This is a genomic window from Amorphoplanes digitatis (assembly GCF_014205335.1).
Classification (GTDB): Bacteria; Actinomycetota; Actinomycetes; order Mycobacteriales; family Micromonosporaceae; genus Actinoplanes; species Actinoplanes digitatus.
This window is the reverse complement of record NZ_JACHNH010000001.1, coordinates 2005979-2027353: the sequence shown is the minus strand read 5'-3', so window position 1 is coordinate 2027353 and position 21375 is coordinate 2005979. Positions and strand designations below refer to the sequence as shown.

Genomic DNA, 21375 nt, shown 5'->3' with positions numbered 1-21375 from the left:
AGCTCACCGCCCCAGGCCGAAGATGCCGCGGCCGTGCGGGCTCGCCTTGACCGTCGGCGGTGCGCCGGCGTCGTACCAGTCGGCGGCACGGATCTGCTTCATCGCGTCCTTACGTGCGGCGGCGTCGAGCCGGTCCAGGAAGAGCACCCCGTCGAGGTGGTCGGTCTCGTGCTGCACGCAGCGCGCCATCAGGCCGGTGCCGACCAGCCGGATCGGATCGCCGTGCTCGTTGAAGCCCTGCGCGACGACGTTCTGCCGGCGCTTGGTGTCGACGTAGACGCCGGGGATGGACAGGCAGCCCTCCGGGCCGTCCTGCTCCTCCTCATCGGGGAACGACAGGACCGGGTTGACGATATGGCCGAGCACGTCGTCGACGTGGAACGTGAACACCCGCAACCCCACGCCGAGCTGCGGCGCGGCGAGGCCGGCTCCGCCCTCGTCCTGCATCGTCTCGGTCAGGTCGTTGACGAGCCTGCGCAGTTCCTTGTCGAAGTCGACGACCGGGTCGGCCTGCGTGCGCAGCACCGGGTCGCCGAACAGACGGATGGGCTGGACGGTCACGCGGTGCCACTCCTGACGATCGACTCGTACTCCGGTCGAGCCCTAGTCTACGGAGCCCGGCCAGGCCGGACGCGCCGCCCGTCCGCGCAGCGTGAGCCGGTCACGACGGACCGCAGACCCGGCCCCCGAGACCCCCGAAAGCACTCGGCCCACCGAGCCGCCAGGCCGGATCTATCGGTACGCAAACGGGCGAACCGGCCACGGAAGCGCTCGGCCCACCAGGCGGCGGGCCGGGTCAGAGGAGTTCGGCCGGGTCTATCTGGATGCGGACCGGCAGGGCGGACTTCTTGACGCTGCGGACCGCCGCGGCCTGGTGCAGGGTGCGTGCCAGTTCGGCGGCCCGGCCGCGGGAGACGCGCAGCAGCATGCGCTCCTGGCCCTCCTGCGCCGGCACCGGGCCGAGCAGTTCCACGTCGTCGGGCAGCCGGGCCGCGTCGAGGAATTCGGCCATCGCCTCCGCGGTGCCCGTCACGCTCGCCATCCGGGCCGCCGGGGGGAAGCCGAGCTCGCGGCGTTCGGCCAGCTCGCGGGCGGCGAACCAGCCCGGGTCCCAGCGCAGCAGCGCCTGCACCGGCGCCAGCGAACCGTCGGCGACCACGACCACCCGGCCGCCCGCGGGCCCGGGTCTTGCCAGCGCCGCCGCAGACAGCCAGCGTCGCATCGTCTCCTCGGCCGCGCGCAGGTCCGCGCGGGACAGCAGCGCCCACGTGTCCAGCAGCAGCACCGCGCCGTAGCCGCCCTCGGCGACCGGCTCGGCGCCCGGCGTCGCGACGACCAGGGCGGCCTCGCCGGGCACGGAGTCGAGGATCCCGTCGCGGCCGGAGGTGCGGACCGGCACGCCCGGGAACGCGCGGCCGAGTTCCTCGGCGGTTCGGCGCGCGCCGGTCACCGACGCCCGCAGGCGCCGCCCACCGCAGGCCGGGCAGGCGTAGTCGGCCGCCGCGCGGCCGCACCAGTGGCAGGACGGAACGTCGCGCGCGCCGGTCAGCCCGAGCGGGCCGGAGCAATGTGGACATCGGGCGGGCGTGCGGCACTCGGCGCAGGCCGTCGACGGCAGGTAGCCGCGGCGGGGCACCTGCACCAGGACGGGCGCGCCGGCCTGTAGTGCGCCGCGGGCCGCCTGCCAGCAGAGGCTGGGCAGCCGCGCGGTGACCGCGCCCGGATCGCGCGCCAGCTGGGGGTCGTCGCCGGTCGGCGCGATGGCCGGGCTGCGCGACCGCAGGGTCTGCCGGCTCGCGGCGATCTCCTTGGCCCATCCGGTCTCCAGCAGCAGTTGCGCCTCGCCGGTTCGGGCGAATCCCGCGACCAGGGCGGCACAGCCGGCGAGCTGGGCCCGGGTGAGCAGCACATCGCGGGCGTGCGGATAGGGCGCCCTCGGCTCGGCGTGCAGATCGTCGCCGTCGTCCCAGATGACGACGAGCCCGATGTCGGCGACGGGCGCGAACATGGCCGCCCGCGTCCCGACCACCACCGGCACCCGGTGCCGGACGGCCGCCAGGAAGCGCCGGTATCGCTCGGCCGGGCCGGCGGCGGCGTTGAGCGCGACGTGCCGGCCGGCGCCGAGCACGGTGGTCAGCGCCCGGTCCAGCCGATCGAGGTCCCGGGCATCGGCGACGACGATGACCACGCCCCGCCCACCCCGGACGGTGGCGCCGGCGGCCTCCGCGATCCGGGCCGGCCAGTCCTCACCGGGCAGCGCCGACCAGACGGCCCGGGCGGCACGCCCCTGCTCGAGCGCGTGCAGATAGGCGTCCCCGGCCGGATAGACACCCCACCCGTGCCGCGCCGCCACGCCCGCGTCGCCCGCCCCGGTCGTCTGCCCCGCCGCGCCCGGCACGGCAGCGGCGGAACCCGGCGGGCGCGAGCCGCTCGCCACCGCTTCCTCGGCCGGTCCGGGGCCGGCTGTCACCGCGGGCACCTCGTGGGCGCGCGAATCGGCCGGGCCGGGCGGAACGCCTTCCTGACCAACCAGCCGCACAGCCGCCACATCAGCCACGGAACCCGGCAGGAACGAAGTCCCGCCCGCATCCGCCCGGGACTCGACCGAACCCACCGCGGCCGTGGAAGCCGGCACAGCCGCAGCCTCGCCCACCGAATCCACCACATCCGCCTGCGAATCGGCCGAGCGACGTTCGGAGGCATCCTGACCGGCCGGATGCTCGGTCGCCGGGGTCGCGGCGTCCGTTTCGCCGGCCGGCATCGGGAACCCCGCACGCGGACGGCCCCCGGATGCCCGGACGGCAGCCGCGTCACCGGCTCCATCCAAGGATCCCGAAGCCGGGACCACGAGCCTCTCCCCTGCCCCCTCGACGGAAGCCGCACCCTCGGCGGAGACCGGATCACCCGCAGGGACCAGGCCGCCCGCAGAGACCGGATCGCCCGGGGAGGCCGGACCGGCCGCAGAGGCCGGACCGGCCGTGGCCGTGGTCGGGGATGGCTGGGACTCGACGCGGGCGTGGCGGGGTGGGACCGCCAGGCGCAGGACGTCGGAGAGGTTTCCGGCGTAGCGGTCGGCCACCGCCCGGGCCAGGCGGGCCACCTCCGGGTCCAGCACGCGCTCCGGCGAGACCACCTTGTCGAGGTAGGCCAGACGGCCGCCGTGCGGGCTCGACTCCGCCCGCTCCAGCAGGAAGCCGTTCACCAGCTGACCGGCGAAGCGGACCTTGACCCGCACGCCGGGCTGTGCCGCCTCGTCGTCCGCGGCCGCGACCAGGTAGTCGAAGGGCCGGTCCAGGTGGGCCAGGGGCACCTCGACGCTCACCCGGGCGACCGGCCGACGCTCCGCCGGCTCGCGGTCCGGTTTCGCCTTCGCCGCCCTCACCCGCACATTCTGGCGCGCGGGTACGACATCTTCGGAAAACAGGACGGGTGCCTCGACCGGAGTCGGGGCACCCGTTCCTGGCGCTGGCAAGCTCAGGCCGCGGCGGACTTCAGGTCCTGGGCACGGTCCGTGTTCTCCCAGAGCAGGTCGGGCAGTTCGCGGCCGAAGTGGCCGTAGGCCGCCGTCTGCTGGTAGATCGGGCGCATCAGGTCGAGGTCGCGGATGATCGCGGCCGGGCGCAGGTCGAAGACCTCGTTGATGGCCTTCTCGATGCGCTCGACGGGGACGTTCTCGGTGCCGAACGTCTCGACGAACAGGCTGACCGGGTGCGCCTTGCCGATCGCGTACGCGACCTGCGTCTCGCAGCGCTCGGCGAGGCCGGCCGCGACGACGTTCTTGGCGACCCAGCGCATCGCGTACGCCGCGGAGCGGTCCACCTTGGACGGGTCCTTGCCGGAGAAGGCGCCGCCGCCGTGCCGGGCGTACCCGCCGTACGTGTCAACGATGATCTTGCGGCCGGTGAGGCCGGCGTCGCCCATCGGGCCGCCGATCTCGAAGCGGCCGGTCGGGTTGACCAGGAGCCGGTAGTTCTCCACGTCCAGGCCGAGGCCCTCGAGCTCCGGGGCGATGACGTGCTCGCGGACGTCCGGGGTCAGCAGCGACTCGAGCGAGATGTCGGCGGCGTGCTGCGACGAGACCACGACGGTGTCGAGGCGGACCGGGCGCAGGCCGTCGTACTCGATGGTGACCTGGGTCTTGCCGTCGGGGCGCAGGTACGGGATGGTGCCGTCCTTGCGCGCCGTGGAGAGCCGGCGGGCCAGCCGGTGCGCCAGGGCGATCGGCAGCGGCATGAGCTCCGGGGTCTCGGAGCAGGCGAAGCCGAACATCATGCCCTGGTCGCCGGCGCCCTGCGCGTCGAGGACGTGCTCGGAGTTGCCCTCGCGCAGCTCGACCGCGCTGTCCACGCCCTGCGCGATGTCGGGCGACTGCGAGCCGATCGAGACGCTGACGCCGCAGGACGCGCCGTCGAATCCCTTCTTGGACGAGTCGTACCCGATGCGGAGGATCGTGTCGCGCACGATGCTCGGAATGTCCGCGTATGCCTGGGTGGTCACCTCGCCGGCGACGTGCACCTGGCCGGTCGTGATCAGCGTCTCCACCGCGACGCGGCTGCGGGGGTCCTGCGCCAGGAGCGCGTCGAGAATACCGTCGCTGATCTGGTCAGCGATCTTGTCCGGGTGGCCTTCCGTGACCGACTCGGAGGTGAACAGGCGGCGTGCCACGGTGCTCCTCAGAATGTTTGTCGAAGTTTCGTTCGGCGGCAGTGTAGTCACCGCCGCTGGGGGTCCGCTGGGCCGGTCTCAGACCGTCCCAGCATCGCCGACCTGCGGATCGAGGCGGCTCACCACCTGATCCCATATCGCATCGGCTACATCGTCTTTAGGGAGTTCCCCGAGCGCCGTCGTGGTTCCGTCGGCGCCCAGAATCGTGACCGTGTTGTGGTCGGCCCCGAAGACCAGGTCGACGCCCACCTCGTTAACGACGATCAGGTCCGCACGTTTCTTCACCAGTTTGCCGCGGGCGTTCTCCAGCACGTCGTGCGTCTCCGCCGCGAACGCCACAAGCAGCTGACCGGCGCGTTTGGCGGCGCCAAGTTCGGCGGCGATGTCCGGGTTCGTCACGAGTTCGATCGTGGGCACCGTACCGCCGTCGCTCTTTTTGATCTTCTTGTCGGCCACCGTCGCCGGCCGGAAGTCGGCCGGGGCCGCGGCCATGACCACGACGTCCGCGGCGGCCGCAGCCTCCACAGTAGCCTTGCGCAACTCCTCCGTCGTGCCGGCACGGACCACGTCGGCGCCGGCCGGATCGGGGAGAGTGACGTTCGCCGCAATCAGCGTCACGCGCGCGCCGCGGGCCACCGCCGAGCGGGCCAGCGCGTAGCCCTGCCGGCCCGACGAGCGGTTGCCGAGGAAGCGGACCGGGTCGAGCGGCTCGCGGGTCCCACCTGCGGTGACGACCACGTGGCGGCCGGCAAGGTCGGCCTCGGCGGCGGCGCCGCGGGCCAGCACGCGCAGGGCGGCGGCGAAGATCTGGGCGGGGTCGGGCAGCCGGCCCTTGCCGGTGTCGGCGCCTGTGAGCCTGCCCACAGCCGGCTCGATCACGATCGCCCCGCGGGACCGCAGCGTCGCGACGTTCGCCTGGGTAGCCGGGTTCTCCCACATCTCGGTGTGCATCGCCGGCGCGTAGACGACCGGGCACGTCGCGGTCAGCAGCGTGTTGGTGAGCAGGTCGTCGGCGAGGCCGTGCGCGGCCTTGGCCAGCATGTCGGCGGTGGCGGGCGCGACCACGACGAGGTCGGCCTGCCGGCCGACGCGCACGTGCGGCACCTCGTGTGCGTCGTCCCAGACCTCGGTGGACACGGCCCGGCCCGACAGCGCGGCCCAGGTCGGCGCGCCGACGAACTTCAGCGCCGAGGCCGTCGGAACGACGCGGACCCCGTGCCCCGATTCGGTGAAGAGCCGCAGCAGCTCGCAGGCCTTGTAGGCGGCGATGCCGCCGCAGACGCCGAGGACGACCTCGGGCATGGGCACACTCCCGGATATGACGAACCCGCGCCCGCAGAGCGGGCGCGGGTGCGGACGAAGCTCGATCAGGGGTTGTCGGTCGCCTCGGCCGTGAGCAGGCCGGCGTTGATCTCACGCATCGCGATCGAGAGCGGCTTCTCCTGGGGCGTGGTCTCGACGAGCGGACCGACGTACTCCAGGAGGCCCTCACCGAGCTGGCTGTAGTAGGCGTTGACCTGGCGGGCGCGCTTGGCCGCGAAGATCACCAGCGAGTACTTCGACGAGGTCTTGTCGAGCAGCTCGTCGATCGGCGGGTTGGTGATGCCTTCGGGGTTGGCGATGGTTCCCACAGTGATTTACGTCCTTAATTCTCAGACACCGGGCTGCGGCTGAGCGGGAGTCAGAAACGACGAACCGAGCAATCCTACCAGCTCGTCCGCGGCCCGCTCGACGAAGTCGTTGACGACGGTGCGGTCGAATTCCTTCTCGGCCGCCAGCTCGAGGTCGGCGTGCTGCAGGCGGCGACGGATGGTCTCCTCGTCGTCGGTGCCGCGGCCGATCAGCCGGCGCCGGAGCTCCTCGACGCTGGGCGGGGCCAGGAAGACGAGCTGCGCGTCGGGTTTGGAGGCACGCACCTGCCGGGCGCCCTGCAGGTCGATCTTCAGCAGGACCGGGCGGCCCGAGGCCAGCCAGCCCTCGACCTGTGCCCGCGGCGTGCCGTAGAGGTTGCCCGCGAACTCGGCCCACTCGAGCAGCTGGCCGCCGTCGACGAGGCGCTGGAACTCCGAACGGGTGACGAAGTGGTAGTGCTCGCCGTCGGTCTCGTAGTCGCGCTTCTTGCGGGTCGTCACCGAGACCGACAGCTTGATCCATGGCGAGCGCGCCCGGATCAGCTCGATCACACTGTCCTTGCCCACCCCCGAGGGGCCGGACAGGACGGTGAGTCGGGCCGCCGGGCGCGCGTCGTCATCCATGCTCACGGCTCATTCCTACACGAGCCGGTGAGTCAGTTCGCAGCGAACTCCCCCAGGAGGGCCTTACGCTGCTGCTCGCCGAGGCCACGCAGGCGGCGGCTGTCGGCAATCTTGAGCTTCTCCATGATCTGGGTCGCCCGGATCTTGCCGATGCCCGGCAGCGCCTGAAGCACGGCCGAAACCTTCAGCTTGCCGACGACGTCATCGCCTTCCGCCCGGTCGAGCACGGCGGCGAGGGTGGTCTTGCCCTGCTTGAGCTGATCCTTCAGCTCGGCACGGGCCTTGCGAATCTCCGCAGCCTTCTCCAGCGCGGCTGCACGCTGCTCGGGGCTCAGTGACGGGAGCGGCACCAGTTCTCCTCAGGTCCCTATCGCACCGGTAGTCCAATACCGGCACTCTGTGAAACGTGGTGTGCCAGGGAACCAAAGGGGCATGTGGTTCCCGGCGCGGGGAAAACTAGCGGTCAACGGCGGTTTCGGCAACGTGGGGGTACCCCCCACCCGAGCGGGGGCAGGCCTGATAAGCAGGCTGTTTCACCCGATCACGGCCCTGCACGCGGCCGCCGCGCGGTCCGCGGCGGCCCGCAACGCCGTCACGTCGGGTCCCGCTTCGAGAACCTCGCGTGAGTACGAGGGCAGCACGTTCCGCAGGCTTTCGCCGAAGATCGCGCGCAGGTCGTCGGGGCTGCCGCCCTGCGCGCCGAGGCCCGGCGCGAGCAGCGCGCCGTTCACCTTGGACAGGTCGTGGCCGGTCTCGCCGATCGTCGCGCCGACCACCAGGCCGAGGCTGCCGAGCGGGTCCGCACCCGCGTTGAGCTGGGAAATCTCGTCGATCACGGATTGCGCGACGGTCCGGCCGCCGGCGCCGACGGCGTGCTGGACGCTCGGCCCCTCGGGATTCGAGGTGAGCGCCAGGACGAAGACGCCGCCGCCGTGAGCGGCCGCCATGTCGAACGCGGGGCGCAATGAGCCGACTCCGAGATAGGGACTCACAGTAATCGCGTCAGCACACAGAGAACTCTCCGGATCGAGGTAGGCGCTCGCGTACGCGGCCATCGTCGAGCCGATGTCGCCGCGCTTCACGTCGAGGAGCACCAGCGCCCCGGCCTGCCGTGACTGTCGGATAATTGACTCAAGAACGGCGACGCCGCGTGACCCAAATCTCTCGAAGAAGGCCGACTGCGGCTTCAGCACGGCGACCCGATCGGCCAGGGCTTCGACAACCGTATGGGCGAAGCGTTCCAGGCCGGCGACGTCGTCCGAGAGGCCCCACCGGGCGAGCAGCGCGGCGTGCGGATCAATGCCGACGCAGAGCGGCCCGCGGGCCCGGGTGGCACGGTGCAGACGGCTTCCGAAGGTCTCCATAGGGTGCGTTATCCCTTTCGTGTCAGGTGGCGGACACCGCCGCGGCGATTCCTCGGGTAATGCGGGCGACGTCGGCGTCGTCGGTGACGAACGGCGGCATCGTGTAGATCAGGTCGCGGAACGGCCGCAGCCACACCCCGGCGCCGGCCGCGGCGGCCGTGGCCCGGGGCACGTCGACCGCCCGATCGAGCTGCACCACGCCGATCGCGCCCAGGACGCGGACGTCAGCGACCCCGGCAACCCCCCGCAGCGGCTCCAGACCGGCACGGAGGCCGCCGGAGATACGTCGCACCTGCCCAGCCCAGTCCTGTGCCCGGAGAAGGCCGATGGAGGCGTTCGCGACCGCGCAGGCGAGCGGGTTGCCCATGAAGGTCGGGCCGTGCGCCAGGCCGCCGGCGTCGCCGGCGGAGACGGCGTGCGCCACCGCCGGGGTGCACAGCGTCGCCGCCAGGCTCAGATATCCCCCGGTGAGTGCCTTGCCGAGACACATGATGTCGGGGGTCACTCCGGCGTGGTGGGCGGCGAAGAACTCACCCGTACGGCCGAAGCCCGTCGCGATCTCGTCGAAGATCAGCAGGACGCCGTGCGCCGCGGTGACCTCGCGCAGCACCCGCAGGTACCCCGGATGGTGGAACCGCATCCCGCCGGCGCCCTGCACGACCGGCTCGACAATGACGGCGGCGAGCTCTCCGGCGTGCTCGGCTATCAGGTCGGCCAGCGCGCCGGCGTACCCCTCGTCGTAGTCCGCGGGCGGCGCACCGGCGAAGACCTGTGCCGGCAGCACGCCGGTCCAGAGCCGGTGCATGCCGCCGTCCGGGTCGCAGACGCTCATCGGATGGAACGTGTCGCCGTGGTAGCCGCCGCGCCAGGTGGCCAGGCGCCGCCGGGCGGGGAAGCCCCGGGCGAGCTGGGCCTGCAACGCCATCTTGACCGCGACCTCGACGCCGACCGAGCCGGAGTCGCAGAGGAAGACGTGCTCCAGGCCGTCCGGGGTCAGCTCGACCAGGGTGGTGGCCAGCTCGACGGCGGGCGCGTGGGTGAGCCCGCCGAACATCACGTGGCTCATCCGGCGCGACTGGTCGACGAGCGCGGCGTCGAGCACCGGGTGCCGGTAGCCGTGGATCGCCGCCCACCAGGACGACATGCCGTCGACCAGCTCGCGCCCGTCGGCCAGGCGCAGCCGCACGCCCTCGGCGCTCTCCACGACGTAGGGCTCGCTGCGCCCGGGCATCGGGCCGTACGGGTGCCAGACGTGCGCCCGGTCCAATGCCAGCAGGCCGGGCGGGTCGATCATGGCAGGGCCCTCGCGCAAGCCCTGGCCGCGCCCTTGACCAGGTCCGGTCCGCGGTAGATGAAGCCCGTGTAGAGCTGGACCAGGCTCGCGCCGGCGTCCAGCATCCGCGCCGCGTCGTCCGGCTCGGCGATGCCGCCGACGCCGATGATCGGCAGGCGCCCGCCGGTCTCGGTGTGTACGAAGCGGACCACCTCGCGGGCGCGGGCGGTCAGCGGCCGGCCGGAGAGGCCGCCGGCCTCGGCGGCCCGCGGCCGGTCGGTCTCGGCCAGCCCGTCGCGGGCCAGGGTGGTGTTCGTCGCGATCACGCCCGCCGCGCCCCGCGCGAGGCAGACCTCGAGCAGCTCCGCGACGGCCTCGTCGGTCAGGTCCGGGGCGATCTTCACAAGCACCGGCACCCGGCCGACCAGCGCGCCGAGCAGGGCGCCGATCGCGGCCTTGTCCTGGAGCGTGCGCAGGCCCGGCGTGTTCGGCGACGACACGTTGACCGCGATGTAGTCGGCGTATCCGTGCAGGAGGTTGTACGAGGTCAGGTAGTCCTCGACCGCCTCCTCCAGCGGCGTCACCTTGGACTTGCCGAGCGAGATGCCCAGCGGCACGCCCACCGGCCCCAGCGCCTCGAGGCGGGACGCGAGCGCGGCCGCGCCCGCGTTGTTGAAGCCCATCCGGTTGATCACGGCCTCGCTGTCGCGGAGCCGGAACAGCCGGGGCCGGTCGTTGCCGGGCTGCGCCCGCGCGGTGACCGTGCCGACCTCGACGAAGCCGAAGCCCAGCGCGGGCCAGGCCGGCAGCGCGACACCGTTCTTGTCCATGCCGGCGGCCAGCCCGACCGCGTTGGGAAAGCGCACCCCGAACGCCTCGACGGGCGCCTGCACCGCGTAGCGGCGGTGCAGCAGGGCCCGGGAGCGGGCGCCCAGCGCGGCCAGCCGCGCGAGGGTGAACTCGTGCGCCTTCTCCGGGTCGCCGCCGCCCAGCCGGAACAGGACCGGGCGGACGGCGCCGGTGAATACGCTCACTCGCTCTCCCTGAGCATCGCGTGCAGCTCCTGGAGCGGGCGGACCGTCATGTCGCCGCGCATCAGTGCCTCGATGCCCATCACCGCCGCGGCCGCGCCCGGCACCGTGGTGATGCTCGGGATGTCGTGGATGACGGCGGCGCTGCGGATCTCGTACCCGTCGGAGCGGGCGCTCGCGCCCGAGCCCTGCGGCGTGTTGATGATCAGGGCGATCTCGCCGGTGCCGATGAGCGCCACCGCGTTGCGGCCCGGGCTCTCGAAGTGCTTGGGGACGATCTCGCACTCGATGCCGTGCCGGCGCAGCACCTCGCCGGTGCCGGCGGTGGTGACGATCGTGAAGCCCAGGTCGGCGAGGCGCTTGACCGGGAAGATCATCGAGCGCTTGTCGCGGTTGGCCACCGAGACGAAGATCTTGCCGCTGGTCGGCAGCGAGCCGTACGCGGCCGCCTGCGACTTGGCGAACGCCGGGCCGAAGGCCGGGTCGATGCCCATGACCTCGCCCGTCGACTTCATCTCGGGGCCGAGCAGGCTGTCGACGCCCTTGCCGGCCGGGGTGCGGAACCGCTTGAACGGCAGCACCGCCTCCTTGACCGCGATCGGCGCGTTCGCCGGTGTCTCGCCGCCGTCGCGGCTGCGCAGCAGCATGCCCTCGGCGCGCAGCTCCGCGATGGTGGCGCCGAGCATGATCCGGGCGGCCGCCTTGGCCAGCGGGACCGCCGTGGCCTTGGAGACGAACGGCACGGTCCGCGACGCCCGCGGGTTGGCCTCCAGGACGTACAGGGAGTCGTCCTTGAGCGCGTACTGGACGTTGAGCAGGCCGCGGACGCCGACGCCGCGGGCGATCGCCTCGGTGTAGCGGCGCACCTCGGCCAGGTGCGAGCCCGCGAGGGTGACCGGCGGCAGCGAGCAGGACGAGTCGCCGGAGTGGATGCCGGCCTCCTCGATGTGCTCCATCACGCCGCCGAGGTAGACCTCGCCGGTGGCGTCGCAGAGCGCGTCGACGTCGATCTCGATCGCGTCGTCCAGGAAGCAGTCGACGAGCACCGGGTGGTCCGGCGAGATCTCGGTGGCCCGGGCGATGTAGTCGGCGAGCGTCGGCTCGTCGTACACGATCTCCATGCCCCGGCCGCCGAGCACGTAGGAGGGCCGGACCAGCACCGGGTACCCGATCTCGTCGGCGATGGCCTTGGCCTCCTCGAACGAGGTTGCCGTGCCGTGCGCGGGCGCGCGCAGGCCGGCCTTGGCCAGCACCGAGCCGAACGCGCCGCGGTCCTCGGCCAGGTCGATCGACTCCGGCGAGGTGCCGACGATCGGCACGCCGGCGGCCTTGAGCCGCTTGGCCAGCCCGAGCGGGGTCTGGCCGCCGAGCTGGACGATGACGCCGACCACGCCCGGGCCGCCGGCGGCCTTGCCGGACGAGTCCTCGGCGTGGAACACCTCGAGGACGTCCTCGAAGGTGAGCGGCTCGAAGTAGAGCCGGTCGGCGGTGTCGTAGTCGGTGGAGACCGTCTCGGGGTTGCAGTTGACCATGACGGTCTCGAAGTCGACCTCGCGCAGCGCCATGACCGCGTGCACGCACGAGTAGTCGAACTCGATGCCCTGGCCGATCCGGTTCGGGCCGGAGCCCAGGATCAGCACCTTGGGCCGGTCCGAGGCCGCGACCTCGGTCTCCTCGTCGTACGTGGAGTAGTGGTACGGCGTGTTCGCGGCGAACTCGGCCGCGCAGGTGTCGACGGTCTTGTAGACCGGCCGCACGCCGAGGCGGTGCCGCAGGGTCCGCACGCCGTCCTCGCCGGCCAGCTCGGGGCGCAGCGCCGCGAGCTGGCGGTCGGAGAGCCCGGAGCGCTTGGCGAGCCGCAGCAGCGCCTCGTCGAGCACCGGCGCGTCCAGGATCCGCTCGCGCAGCTCGACCAGCGCCGCGATCTCGTCCAGGAACCACGGGTCGATGCCGCCGCTGGCCTCGTGCACCTGCTCGACGCTCGCGCCGAGGCGCAGCGCCGCCTCGACGGTGTACAGCCGCCCGTCGTGCGGGATGCGCATCGCCTCGAGCGCCTCGTCCGCGCTGTCGAACGTCGGCGACGTCCAGAACCCGGCCGCCTTGGTCTCCATCGAGCGCATCGCCTTGTTGAGCGCCTCGGCGAAGTTGCGGCCCAGGCTCATCGCCTCGCCGACCGACTTCATCGTGGTGGTCAGCTCGGGGTCGGCGCCGGGGAACTTCTCGAACGCGAACCGCGGGATCTTCACGACCACGTAGTCCAGCGCCGGCTCGAACGCGGCAGGCGTCTTGAGCGTGATGTCGTTCGGGATCTCGTCCAGGGTGTAACCGATGGCGAGCTTCGCGGCGATCTTCGCGATCGGGAAGCCGGTGGCCTTCGACGCCAGCGCCGAGGAGCGCGACACCCGCGGGTTCATCTCGATGACGACCAGCCGGCCGTCGCGCGGGTTGATCGCGAACTGGATGTTGCAGCCGCCGGTGTCGACGCCGACCTCGCGCAGCACGGCGATGCCGAGGTCGCGCAGCCTCTGGTACTCGCGGTCGGTCAGGGTCATCGCGGGCGCGACGGTGACGCTGTCGCCGGTGTGCACGCCCATCGGGTCGACGTTCTCGATCGAGCAGACGACCACGACGTTGTCGTGCTTGTCGCGCATCAGCTCGAGCTCGTACTCCTTCCAGCCGAGCACGCTCTCCTCGATGAGCACCTCGTGCACCGGCGAGGCGGCCAGGCCGGAGCCGGCGATGCGCTCCAGGTCCTCGGTGTTGTGCGCCATACCGGAGCCGAGGCCGCCCATGGTGAACGACGGGCGGATGACGACCGGCAGGCCGAGCTCGGCGACGGTCGCGTGCACGTCGTCCATCGAGTGGCAGACCCGCGAGCGCGGCGTCTCGCCGCCGGCCCGGGCGACGATGTCCTTGAAGAGCTGGCGGTCCTCGCCCTTGCGGATGGCGTCGATGTTGGCGCCGATCAGCTCGACGCCGTACTTGTCCAGGACGCCGTTCTCGTGCAGGGCGACCGCCGTGTTCAGCGCGGTCTGCCCGCCGAGGGTCGCCAGGATCGCGTCGGGGCGTTCCCGGGCGATGACCAGCTCGACGAACTCCGGGGTGATCGGCTCGACGTAGGTCGCGTCGGCGAACTCCGGGTCGGTCATGATCGTCGCCGGGTTGGAGTTGACGAGCGAGACGCGCAGCCCCTCGGCGCGCAGCACCCGGCACGCCTGGGTGCCGGAGTAGTCGAACTCGCAGGCCTGGCCGATGACGATCGGGCCGGAGCCGATCACCATCACATGCTGGAGATCAGTGCGCTTCGGCATCAGGCATCCACCCTCTCGACAAGCTCCACGAAGCGGTCGAACAGGTAGTCCGCGTCATGCGGGCCCGCGGCCGCCTCGGGGTGGTACTGGACCGTGAACGCGGGCACATCCAGTGCCCGCAGCCCTTCGACCACGTTGTCGTTGAGGCAGACGTGCGAGACCTCGACCCGGCCGAACTCCGTGTCGATGATCGTGTCGAGCGGCGCGTCGACCGCGAAGCCGTGGTTGTGCGAGGTCACCTCGACCTTGCCGGTGGTCCGGTCGAGCACCGGCTGGTTGATGCCGCGGTGGCCGTACCCCAGCTTGTAGGTGCCGAAGCCGAGCGCCCGGCCCAGGATCTGGCTGCCGAAGCAGATGCCGAACAGCGGCATCCGGCGGCGCAGCACCTCCCGGGCGAGGGCGACCGGCCCGTCGGCGGTCGCCGGGTCGCCCGGGCCGGGCGACAGGAACACCGCGTCGGGCTCGACCGCGAGCAGGTCCTCGATGGTGGACGACGCCGGGAAGACGTGCGTGGTGACGCCGCGCTCGGCGAGGCGCCGCGAGACGTTGCGCTTGATGCCCAGGTCAAGGGCGGCGACGGTGTAGCGCCGCTCGCCGACCGCCTCGACGGTGTAGCGCCGCGCCGTGGTCACCTCGGCGGAGAGGTCGGCGCCGGCCATCTGCGGCTGGGTCAGCACGCGCGCCGTGAGCGAGGCCGGGTCGAGGTCGACCGTCGAGACGCCGACCCGCATCGCGCCGCGCTCGCGCAGGTGCCGGGTCAGCGCTCGGGTGTCGATGCCGCTGATCCCGACGACACCCTCGGCCGCCAGCCGCTCGCCGAGGTCGCCGGTCGCGCGCCAGTTCGAGGGCCGCCGGGCCGGGTCGCGGACCACGTAGCCGGCGACCCAGATGCGGTCGGACTCGTCGTCCTCGGCGTTGACGCCGGTGTTGCCGATCTGCGGCGCGGTCTGCACCACGACCTGCCGGTGGTACGACGGGTCGGTCAGCGTCTCCTGATAGCCGGTCATGCCGGTGGTGAAGACCGCCTCACCGAAGGTCTCCCCCTCCGCGCCGTAGGAGGTGCCACGGAATGTGCGCCCGTCTTCGAGCACAAGAATCGCTGGTTTCACTTGACGGCCTTCCCGTCGAGGACTGTCGGCTCTCCCCGGAGGAAGGTCGCGACGATGCGACCCGGCAGGGTGGTGCCCGCGTACGGTGTGTTGCGGCTGCGGCTCGCCAGGCCGGACGGGTCGACGACCCGCCGGGCGGACGGGTCCACCAGCGTCAGGTTGGCCGGCGAGCCGACCGTGAGATCGGTGCCGTGCCCGGCCAGCCCGGCGATGCGGGCCGGTGCGCGGGACATCCGCTCGGCGATGAGGTCCCACTGCTCACCCAGCACGGAGAGCACGACGGGCAGGGCCGTCTCCAGGCCGACCATGCCCGGGCGGGCGTAGGCCCACTCGCACTCCTTGTCCTCGACGGCGTGCGGCGCGTGGTCGGTGGCCACGATGTCGATCACGCCGTCGACCAGCGCCTGGCGCAGCGCCCGCACGTCGGAGGCGGTGCGCAGCGGCGGGTTGACCTTGTAGACCGGGTCGTAGCTGGCGGCCAGCTCGTCGGTGAGCAGCAGGTGGTGCGGCGTGACCTCGGCCGTCACCCGTACGCCGCGGGCCTTGGCCTGGCGCAGCACCTCGACCGAGCCGGCGGTGGAGACGTGGCAGACGTGCAGGCGGCTGCCGACGTGCTCCGCCAGGAGCACGTCGCGGGCGATGATCGCCTCCTCGGCGACCGCGGGCCAGCCGGTCAGGCCGAGCCGGGTGGAGACCTCGCCCTCGTGCATCTGCGCGCCCTCGGTGAGCCGCGGCTCCTCGGCGTGCTGGGCGATGATGCCGTCGAACGCCTTGACGTACTCCAGGGCGCGGCGCATCAGGCGCGGGTCGGCGACGCAGAACCCGTCGTCGGAGAAGATACGCACGTTCGCCGCCGAGGTGGCCATCGCGCCGAGCTCGGCGAGCTGCTTGCCGGCCAGCCCGACGGTGACGGCGCCGATCGGCTGCACGTCGACCAGGCCGGCCTCGCGGCCGAGGCGCCAGACCTGCTCGACCACGCCGGCGGTGTCGGCGACGGGCGACGTGTTGGCCATCGCGAAGACCGCCGTGTAGCCGCCGAGCGCGGCGGCGCGCGAGCCGGTCTCGACGGTCTCGGCGTCCTCGCGGCCGGGCTCGCGCAGGTGGGTGTGCAGGTCGACGAGGCCGGGGAGCGCGACGAGGCCCTCGGCGTCGATCACCTCGGCGCCGTCGGCGGGCCCCTCGGCGATCACCCCGTCGGCGATCAGCAGATCGGCCGGGTCACCGCCGAGAAGACGGACACCCTTGATCAGGTACGCGGTCATGCCTTGCCTCCGAGTAGCAGGTAGAGAACCGCCATCCGGGCGCTGACGCCGTTGGCGACCTGTTCGACGATCGTGGAGCGGGTCGAGTCCGCCACCTCGGGTGCGATCTCCATGCCCCGGTTCATCGGGCCGGGATGCATGACGATGGCATGCTCCGGCAGCTTGCGCATGCGTGCGACGTCGAGCCCGTAGCGGCGCGAGTACTCCCGGGCGGAGGGGAAGAAGGAGTCCTGCATCCGCTCGGTCTGCACCCGCAGCATCATCACGACGTCCGCGCCGGGCAGGACGCTGTCGAGGTCGTACGACACCTTCGTCGCGGGCGACAGCGCCGCGGCGATGTCCACCGGGATCAGCGTCGGCGGCCCGACCAGGGTGATGCTGGCGCCCAGCGTGGTGAGCAGCAGGACGTTGGAGCGGGCCACCCGGCTGTGCAGCACGTCGCCGACGATGGCGACGTTGAGTCCCGCGAGCGTGCCGAGCCGCGACCGCATCGTGTACGCGTCCAGCAGCGCCTGCGTCGGGTGCTCGTGCGTGCCGTCGCCGGCGTTGATCACCGAGCCGTCCACCCAGGAGGCCAGCCGGTGCGGCGCGCCGCTGGCCGGGTGCCGGATGACGACCGCGTCGGCGCCCATCGCCTGGAGGGTCAGCGCGGTGTCCTTGAGGCTCTCGCCCTTGGAGACGCTCGAACCCTTGGCGGAGAAGTTGATGACGTCCGCGGAGAGGCGCTTGGCCGCGGCCTCGAAGGAGATCCGGGTACGCGTGGAGTCCTCGTAGAAGAGGTTGACGACGGTGCGGCCGCGCAGGGTCGGCAGCTTCTTGACCTCGCGGCCGGCCAGGGCGGCCATCTCGCCGGCGGTGTCGAGGATCAGGGTGGCGGTCTCGGCGTCGAGGTCGGCGGCCGAGCGCAGATGCTTGATCATCGGGAAACCTCGGATCCGGAGAAGAGCTTGACCTCGTCAACGCCCTCGTCGGTCTCGGAGAGCGAGACGCGCACGCTCTCGGTCAGCGCGGTCGGAATGTTCTTGCCGACGTAGTCGGCGCGGATCGGCAGCTCCCGGTGGCCGCGGTCGACGAGCACGGCGAGCTGCACGGAGCTGGGCCGGCCGACGTCGCCGAGCGCGTCGAGGGCGGCCCGCACCGTACGGCCGGAGAAGAGCACGTCGTCGACCAGGATCACCCGGCGGCCGTCCAGGCCGCCGCCCGGTATCTCGGTCTTGCCGAGCGCGCGGGTGGCGTGCAGCCGCAGGTCGTCGCGGTAGAGCGTGATGTCGAGGGAGCCGACCGGCACGTCGATGCCCTCGAAGGCGTGTATCCGGGCGGCCAGGCGGCGGGCCAGCGGCACGCCGCGGGTCGGTATGCCGAGAAGTACCGTGCCGGTCGCGCCGGAGGTCTTCTCGAGAATCTGGTGCGCGATCCGGTCGACGACCCGTTGCAGGTCCGACCCGGAAATGATGATCTTCGCGGCGCCCTGCTGGGCCGCGGTGTCGGCGCGTGGATGTGCCACGGCGGACCTCCTTCCCCGCCTCACAGGACGGGTCGTTAAAGGATGTCGGTCGGGCGCCCCGGCAGGGACGGCCCGATGGCTGACGCAACGTTATCAGTGCGAGTTCGGATGACCATGGTGACGTGGCCAACCCTCGGACCAGACGGGTCGAATACGGACAACTCGCGCACCGGCTCGGCGACTCATCGGTAACCGACACTTGACCAGGGGTCGCAAACTCCGTACCGTCACGCAGCGTAGCGATCCGAGGAAGAACCCTCCGGGCCAGCACAGTACTGGGAGTGTCCGAATGCCGTCTGAGTACGCCAAGTCGTTGGGCGCCCGCCTGCGCTCCATCCGCCAGCAGCAGGGCCTTTCCCTGCAGGGTGTGGAAGAGAAGTCGAACGGCCGGTGGAAGGCCGTCGTGGTGGGCTCGTACGAGCGTGGCGATCGCGCCGTCACCGTTTCCCGCCTCGCCGAACTGGCGGACTTCTACCGGGTCCCCGTTTCGGAGTTGCTGCCTGACGGCAGCGGTGTCCGGCTCGAGGCCACCAACAAGATCGTCCTGGACCTGGAGAAGCTGTACGACGCCGCCGGTGAGGACCTGGCCTACGTCGCGCGCTACGCCCGGGCCATACAGCAGCAGCGCGGTGACTACAACGGTCGCGTGCTGTCGATCCGCGCGGATGACCTGCGCGCCCTCGCCATCGTGTACGACATCTCGCCGTCCGGCCTCATCGAGCGCCTGACCGAGCAGGGCGTGCTCGTCGCCGACCCGCGGGCGTTCTTCGCATCCTGATCACGCGATAGCGAAAAGGGGGCCCCGCCAGGCCCCCTTTTTTGTGCCCGTCGGGGCGCGGCCCGAGAATGATCGGATTGCGCCGCCCGGCGGCCCGGTCAACTACGAAGCGCAACACTCCCGCGGGACCGCGACGACTACAAAGCGCGAGGTCAACGCACAGTCACCGCCCCGCGAACCCCGCACTCGGCGGGACCCGCGGGGACCGGCCCGACCGGGCCGGCAATTCCGCAGGATCGGCGGAAGGGCCTATCGCGTGGCGAATTCCGCGATTCTGCCCAGGATGCCATTCAGGAATCGCGGACTGTCGTCCGTGGACATCTGCTTCGCCAACTCGACCGCCTCGGAGATCGCGACGGGGTCGTCGATCTCGCCGACGTAGAGCAGTTCGTAGACCGCGATCCGCGCCAGGTTCCGGTCCACGACCGGCATGCGGTCGATGGTCCAGCCCTCCGCGTAGCTCGCGATCAGCTCGTCGATGCGGTCGAGGTTCTTCGCCACGCCCTCGACCAGGCTGACCGTGTAGTCCAGGTGGTCCGGGCGGGGCTTGGCGATGCGGTCCAGGTAGGTCGTCAGGACCTGGACCGGCGGCAGGTCACGGAGGTCCGCCTCGTAGAGGACGTCCAGCGCCCGTTTGCGCGCCTTGCGGCGCGCCGGCATCTGGGTTTTGGGGCCCTCCGCCATCAGCTACGGCCGAGGTAACGGCCGTCGCGGGTGTCGACCTTGATCTTCTCGCCGGTGGTGATGAAGAGCGGGACGTTGACCGTCGCGCCGGTCTCGACCGTTGCCGGCTTGGTGCCGCCGGTGGAGCGGTCGCCCTGCAGGCCCGGCTCGGTGTAGGTCACCTCGAGGAAGACGCTGGTCGGCAGCTCGATGTAGAGCGGAACGCCCTCGTGCGTCGCCACCGTGGCCTCGGCCTCGGGGAGCAGGTAGTTGGCGTTCTCGCCGACGGTGCCGCCGGGCACGTGGATCTGCTCGAAGGTGTCCAGGTCCATGAAGACGAAGTCGTCGCCGTCCTGGTAGAGGTACTGCATGGTGCGCTTGTCCACGGTCGCGGTCTCGACCTTGGTGCCGGCGTTGAACGTCTTGTCCACGACCTTGCCGGAAAGGACGTTCTTGAGCGTGGTGCGCACGAACGCCCCACCCTTGCCCGGCTTGACGTGCTGGAACTCGACGACGGCCCACAGGTCGCCCTCGAGGTTGAGCACCAGGCCGTTCTTCAGGTCGTTGGTGGAAGCCATGTCCTGCCTTGGTCTAAAGAGCGTGAAGGTGACCGAGCGAGTTTACCGGCGTGGGTCATGAACCGGCGAATCGGGTCAAGCACGTCCCGCGATGTGCCGCAGCGCCAGCCGGTAGCCGTCCACCCCGAGGCCGGCGATGACGCCCGTCGCCACCGCCGAGATCACCGAGTGGTGCCGGAACTCCTCGCGGGCGTGGATGTTGGAGATGTGCACCTCGACCAGGGGCGCGCGCAGGATCGCGCAGGCGTCCCGGACCGCGTACGAGTAGTGGGACCAGGCGCCCGGGTTGAGCACCACCGGTGCCTGCTCGTCGGCGGCGGCGTGCAGCCAGGCCAGCATCTCGTGCTCGGCGTCGGTCTGCCGGACCTCGACGTCGAGGCCGAGCGACTTGCCCTCCACCTCGCAGGTCGCCACCAGATCCGCGTACGAGGTGACGCCGTATACGTCGACCTGGCGGGTGCCGAGCCGGCCCAGGTTCGGGCCGTTCAGGACGTAGACCTTCATGCGGACACCGCCCGGTACGCCTCGATCAGCGTCTCCTCGGCGGGCCCGGCCAGGATGCCCGGCTTGGCGAGGCCGTCGAGCACCACGAAGCGCAGGGTGTCCGCGCGGGCCTTCTTGTCGACCCGCATCGCGGCGAGCAGGTCGGGCCAGGCGCCGGCGGGGTACGAGACCGGCAGGCCGAGCAGCGACACGACCCGGCGGTGCCGGGCCGCGGTCGCGTCGTCGAGGCGGCCGGCCAGCCGGGACAGCTCGCCCGCGTAGACCACGCCGACGGCCACCGCGTGGCCGTGCTTCCAGCCGTAGTTCTCGTTCTTCTCGATCGCGTGCGCGAGGGTGTGCCCGTAGTTGAGGATCTCCCGCAGGCCGGACTCGCGCAGGTCGTTGCCGACCACGTGCGCCTTGACCCGGATCGCCCGCTCGACCAGCTCACGCAGCACCGGGCTGCGCGGGTCGACGGCGGCGGCCGGGTCGCCCTCGACCAGGTCGAGGATCGCCGGGTCGGCGATGAAGCCGCACTTGACCACCTCGGCGAGGCCCGCCACCAGGTCGTCGGCGGGCAGCGTCTCGAGCGCGCCGAGGTCGCAGAGCACGCCGGCGGGCGGGTGGAACGCGCCGACCAGGTTCTTGCCCGCGGCCGTGTTGACGCCCGTCTTTCCGCCGACGGCGGCGTCGACCATGCCGAGCAGCGACGTGCTCACCGGTATCCAGCGCACCCCGCGCAGCCAGCTCGCCGCGACGAATCCGGCCAGGTCGGTGACCGCTCCCCCGCCGACGCCGACGACCACGTCCGTGCGGGTGAAGCCGGCCGCGCCCAGCTCGTCCCAGCAGCGCGCGGCCACGTCGATCGACTTGCCGGACTCGGCGTCGGGCACCTCGATCGGCAGCGGCCGGATGCCCGCAGCGGACAGCGCGTCGGCCACGGCCGCGGCGCGCTCCTTGAGCGGCGGGGCGTGCAGGATCGCGGCGCGCACGGCACCGCCGGCCAGCTCGGGAAGGGCTTCGATCAACCCACGACCGACAAGCACGTCGTACGGCCGGTCGCCGGGCACGGGGATTCGCGTCACGTCATCCATCGGCC

20 protein-coding genes are annotated in these 21375 nt (G+C 71.9%); 1 reads left to right on the top strand and 19 read right to left on the bottom strand.

The window, feature by feature from the left end:
* Positions 1-3 precede the first annotated feature (3 nt).
* The 15 genes from def to pyrR form a co-directional block, all read right to left on the bottom strand.
* The gene (gene def, locus BJ971_RS09195; RefSeq protein WP_184991593.1) at positions 4-561 is read right to left on the bottom strand and encodes a peptide deformylase; all 558 of its coding nucleotides are present in this window, start codon (positions 559-561) and stop codon (positions 4-6) included.
* Between the two features lie 235 nt (positions 562-796).
* On the bottom strand, positions 797-3322 hold the full coding sequence (locus tag BJ971_RS40990; protein WP_239087343.1) for a primosomal protein N': 2526 nt from the start codon (positions 3320-3322) through the stop codon (positions 797-799).
* 152 nt (positions 3323-3474) lie between these two features.
* On the bottom strand, positions 3475-4665 hold the full coding sequence (gene metK / locus BJ971_RS09180) for a methionine adenosyltransferase (protein WP_184991591.1): 1191 nt from the start codon (positions 4663-4665) through the stop codon (positions 3475-3477).
* Positions 4666-4743: 78 nt separating this feature from the next.
* Positions 4744-5967: a bifunctional phosphopantothenoylcysteine decarboxylase/phosphopantothenate--cysteine ligase CoaBC gene (gene coaBC, locus BJ971_RS09175; RefSeq protein WP_184991589.1), complete on the bottom strand. Its 1224-nt coding sequence runs from the start codon at positions 5965-5967 to the stop codon at positions 4744-4746.
* Between the two features lie 65 nt (positions 5968-6032).
* Positions 6033-6296, bottom strand: a complete 264-nt coding sequence (gene rpoZ, locus BJ971_RS09170) for a DNA-directed RNA polymerase subunit omega (protein WP_015623990.1) — start codon at positions 6294-6296, stop codon at positions 6033-6035.
* A gap of 21 nt (positions 6297-6317) precedes the next feature.
* A complete protein-coding gene (gmk, locus tag BJ971_RS09165; RefSeq protein ID WP_184991586.1) occupies positions 6318-6920 on the bottom strand; it encodes a guanylate kinase in 603 nt (200 codons plus the stop codon).
* A 32-nt stretch (positions 6921-6952) separates the two neighbouring features.
* Positions 6953-7270, bottom strand: coding sequence for an integration host factor, actinobacterial type (gene mihF / locus BJ971_RS09160; RefSeq protein ID WP_023560715.1), 318 nt, complete (start codon positions 7268-7270; stop codon positions 6953-6955).
* Between the two features lie 183 nt (positions 7271-7453).
* On the bottom strand, positions 7454-8284 hold the full coding sequence (gene pyrF, locus BJ971_RS09155) for an orotidine-5'-phosphate decarboxylase (protein WP_184991584.1): 831 nt from the start codon (positions 8282-8284) through the stop codon (positions 7454-7456).
* Between the two features lie 22 nt (positions 8285-8306).
* Complete coding sequence (locus BJ971_RS09150; RefSeq protein ID WP_184991583.1) at positions 8307-9578, bottom strand: adenosylmethionine--8-amino-7-oxononanoate transaminase; 1272 nt, start codon at positions 9576-9578, stop codon at positions 8307-8309.
* Positions 9575-10591 (bottom strand): quinone-dependent dihydroorotate dehydrogenase, encoded by a 1017-nt coding sequence (locus BJ971_RS09145; RefSeq protein WP_184991581.1) that lies wholly within the window; start codon positions 10589-10591, stop codon positions 9575-9577. Before BJ971_RS09145 ends, BJ971_RS09150 begins: the two co-directional genes overlap by 4 nt.
* Positions 10588-13899, bottom strand: coding sequence for a carbamoyl-phosphate synthase large subunit (gene carB, locus BJ971_RS09140; RefSeq protein WP_184991579.1), 3312 nt, complete (start codon positions 13897-13899; stop codon positions 10588-10590). The genes BJ971_RS09145 and carB overlap by 4 nt, the downstream gene beginning before the upstream one ends.
* A complete protein-coding gene (carA, locus tag BJ971_RS09135; RefSeq protein ID WP_184991577.1) occupies positions 13899-15008 on the bottom strand; it encodes a glutamine-hydrolyzing carbamoyl-phosphate synthase small subunit in 1110 nt (369 codons plus the stop codon). Before carA ends, carB begins: the two co-directional genes overlap by 1 nt.
* Positions 15005-16270 (bottom strand): dihydroorotase, encoded by a 1266-nt coding sequence (locus BJ971_RS09130; protein ID WP_184991574.1) that lies wholly within the window; start codon positions 16268-16270, stop codon positions 15005-15007. The genes carA and BJ971_RS09130 overlap by 4 nt, the downstream gene beginning before the upstream one ends.
* Positions 16267-17190: an aspartate carbamoyltransferase catalytic subunit gene (locus BJ971_RS09125; protein ID WP_184991572.1), complete on the bottom strand. Its 924-nt coding sequence runs from the start codon at positions 17188-17190 to the stop codon at positions 16267-16269. The genes BJ971_RS09130 and BJ971_RS09125 overlap by 4 nt, the downstream gene beginning before the upstream one ends.
* Positions 17187-17774, bottom strand: coding sequence for a bifunctional pyr operon transcriptional regulator/uracil phosphoribosyltransferase PyrR (gene pyrR / locus BJ971_RS09120; RefSeq protein ID WP_184991571.1), 588 nt, complete (start codon positions 17772-17774; stop codon positions 17187-17189). Before pyrR ends, BJ971_RS09125 begins: the two co-directional genes overlap by 4 nt.
* Positions 17775-18063: 289 nt before the next feature.
* Here pyrR and bldD point away from each other — a divergent pair, with 289 nt between their 5' ends.
* On the top strand, positions 18064-18552 hold the full coding sequence (gene bldD, locus BJ971_RS09115; protein ID WP_015624001.1) for a transcriptional regulator BldD: 489 nt from the start codon (positions 18064-18066) through the stop codon (positions 18550-18552).
* A 249-nt stretch (positions 18553-18801) separates the two neighbouring features.
* On the opposite strand, the gene nusB is transcribed toward bldD, so the two are convergent.
* From nusB to aroB, 4 genes are all read right to left on the bottom strand, one after another.
* A complete protein-coding gene (gene nusB, locus BJ971_RS09110; protein WP_184991568.1) occupies positions 18802-19212 on the bottom strand; it encodes a transcription antitermination factor NusB in 411 nt (136 codons plus the stop codon).
* A 23-nt stretch (positions 19213-19235) separates the two neighbouring features.
* Positions 19236-19793 (bottom strand): elongation factor P, encoded by a 558-nt coding sequence (gene efp, locus BJ971_RS09105; RefSeq protein WP_184991566.1) that lies wholly within the window; start codon positions 19791-19793, stop codon positions 19236-19238.
* A gap of 75 nt (positions 19794-19868) precedes the next feature.
* On the bottom strand, positions 19869-20297 hold the full coding sequence (gene aroQ / locus BJ971_RS09100) for a type II 3-dehydroquinate dehydratase (RefSeq protein ID WP_184991564.1): 429 nt from the start codon (positions 20295-20297) through the stop codon (positions 19869-19871).
* Positions 20294-21370: a 3-dehydroquinate synthase gene (gene aroB, locus BJ971_RS09095; RefSeq protein ID WP_184991562.1), complete on the bottom strand. Its 1077-nt coding sequence runs from the start codon at positions 21368-21370 to the stop codon at positions 20294-20296. Before aroB ends, aroQ begins: the two co-directional genes overlap by 4 nt.
* Between the last annotated feature and the right edge of the window lie 5 nt (positions 21371-21375).

What these genes read in the sequence shown, in the direction of transcription:
- carB (WP_184991579.1), bottom strand. Translation starts at nt 13,899, where the DNA reads ATGCCGAAGCGCACTGATCTCCAGCATGTGATGGTGATCGGCTCCGGC.
- BJ971_RS09150 (WP_184991583.1), bottom strand. Translation starts at nt 9,578, where the DNA reads ATGATCGACCCGCCCGGCCTGCTGGCATTGGACCGGGCGCACGTCTGG.
- efp (WP_184991566.1), bottom strand. Translation starts at nt 19,793, where the DNA reads ATGGCTTCCACCAACGACCTGAAGAACGGCCTGGTGCTCAACCTCGAG.
- BJ971_RS09125 (WP_184991572.1), bottom strand. Translation starts at nt 17,190, where the DNA reads ATGATCAAGCATCTGCGCTCGGCCGCCGACCTCGACGCCGAGACCGCC.
- coaBC (WP_184991589.1), bottom strand. Translation starts at nt 5,967, where the DNA reads ATGCCCGAGGTCGTCCTCGGCGTCTGCGGCGGCATCGCCGCCTACAAG.
- gmk (WP_184991586.1), bottom strand. Translation starts at nt 6,920, where the DNA reads ATGGATGACGACGCGCGCCCGGCGGCCCGACTCACCGTCCTGTCCGGC.
- aroB (WP_184991562.1), bottom strand. Translation starts at nt 21,370, where the DNA reads ATGGATGACGTGACGCGAATCCCCGTGCCCGGCGACCGGCCGTACGAC.
- pyrF (WP_184991584.1), bottom strand. Translation starts at nt 8,284, where the DNA reads ATGGAGACCTTCGGAAGCCGTCTGCACCGTGCCACCCGGGCCCGCGGG.
- nusB (WP_184991568.1), bottom strand. Translation starts at nt 19,212, where the DNA reads ATGCCGGCGCGCCGCAAGGCGCGCAAACGGGCGCTGGACGTCCTCTAC.
- aroQ (WP_184991564.1), bottom strand. Translation starts at nt 20,297, where the DNA reads ATGAAGGTCTACGTCCTGAACGGCCCGAACCTGGGCCGGCTCGGCACC.
- BJ971_RS09130 (WP_184991574.1), bottom strand. Translation starts at nt 16,270, where the DNA reads ATGACCGCGTACCTGATCAAGGGTGTCCGTCTTCTCGGCGGTGACCCG.
- bldD (WP_015624001.1), top strand. Translation starts at nt 18,064, where the DNA reads ATGCCGTCTGAGTACGCCAAGTCGTTGGGCGCCCGCCTGCGCTCCATC.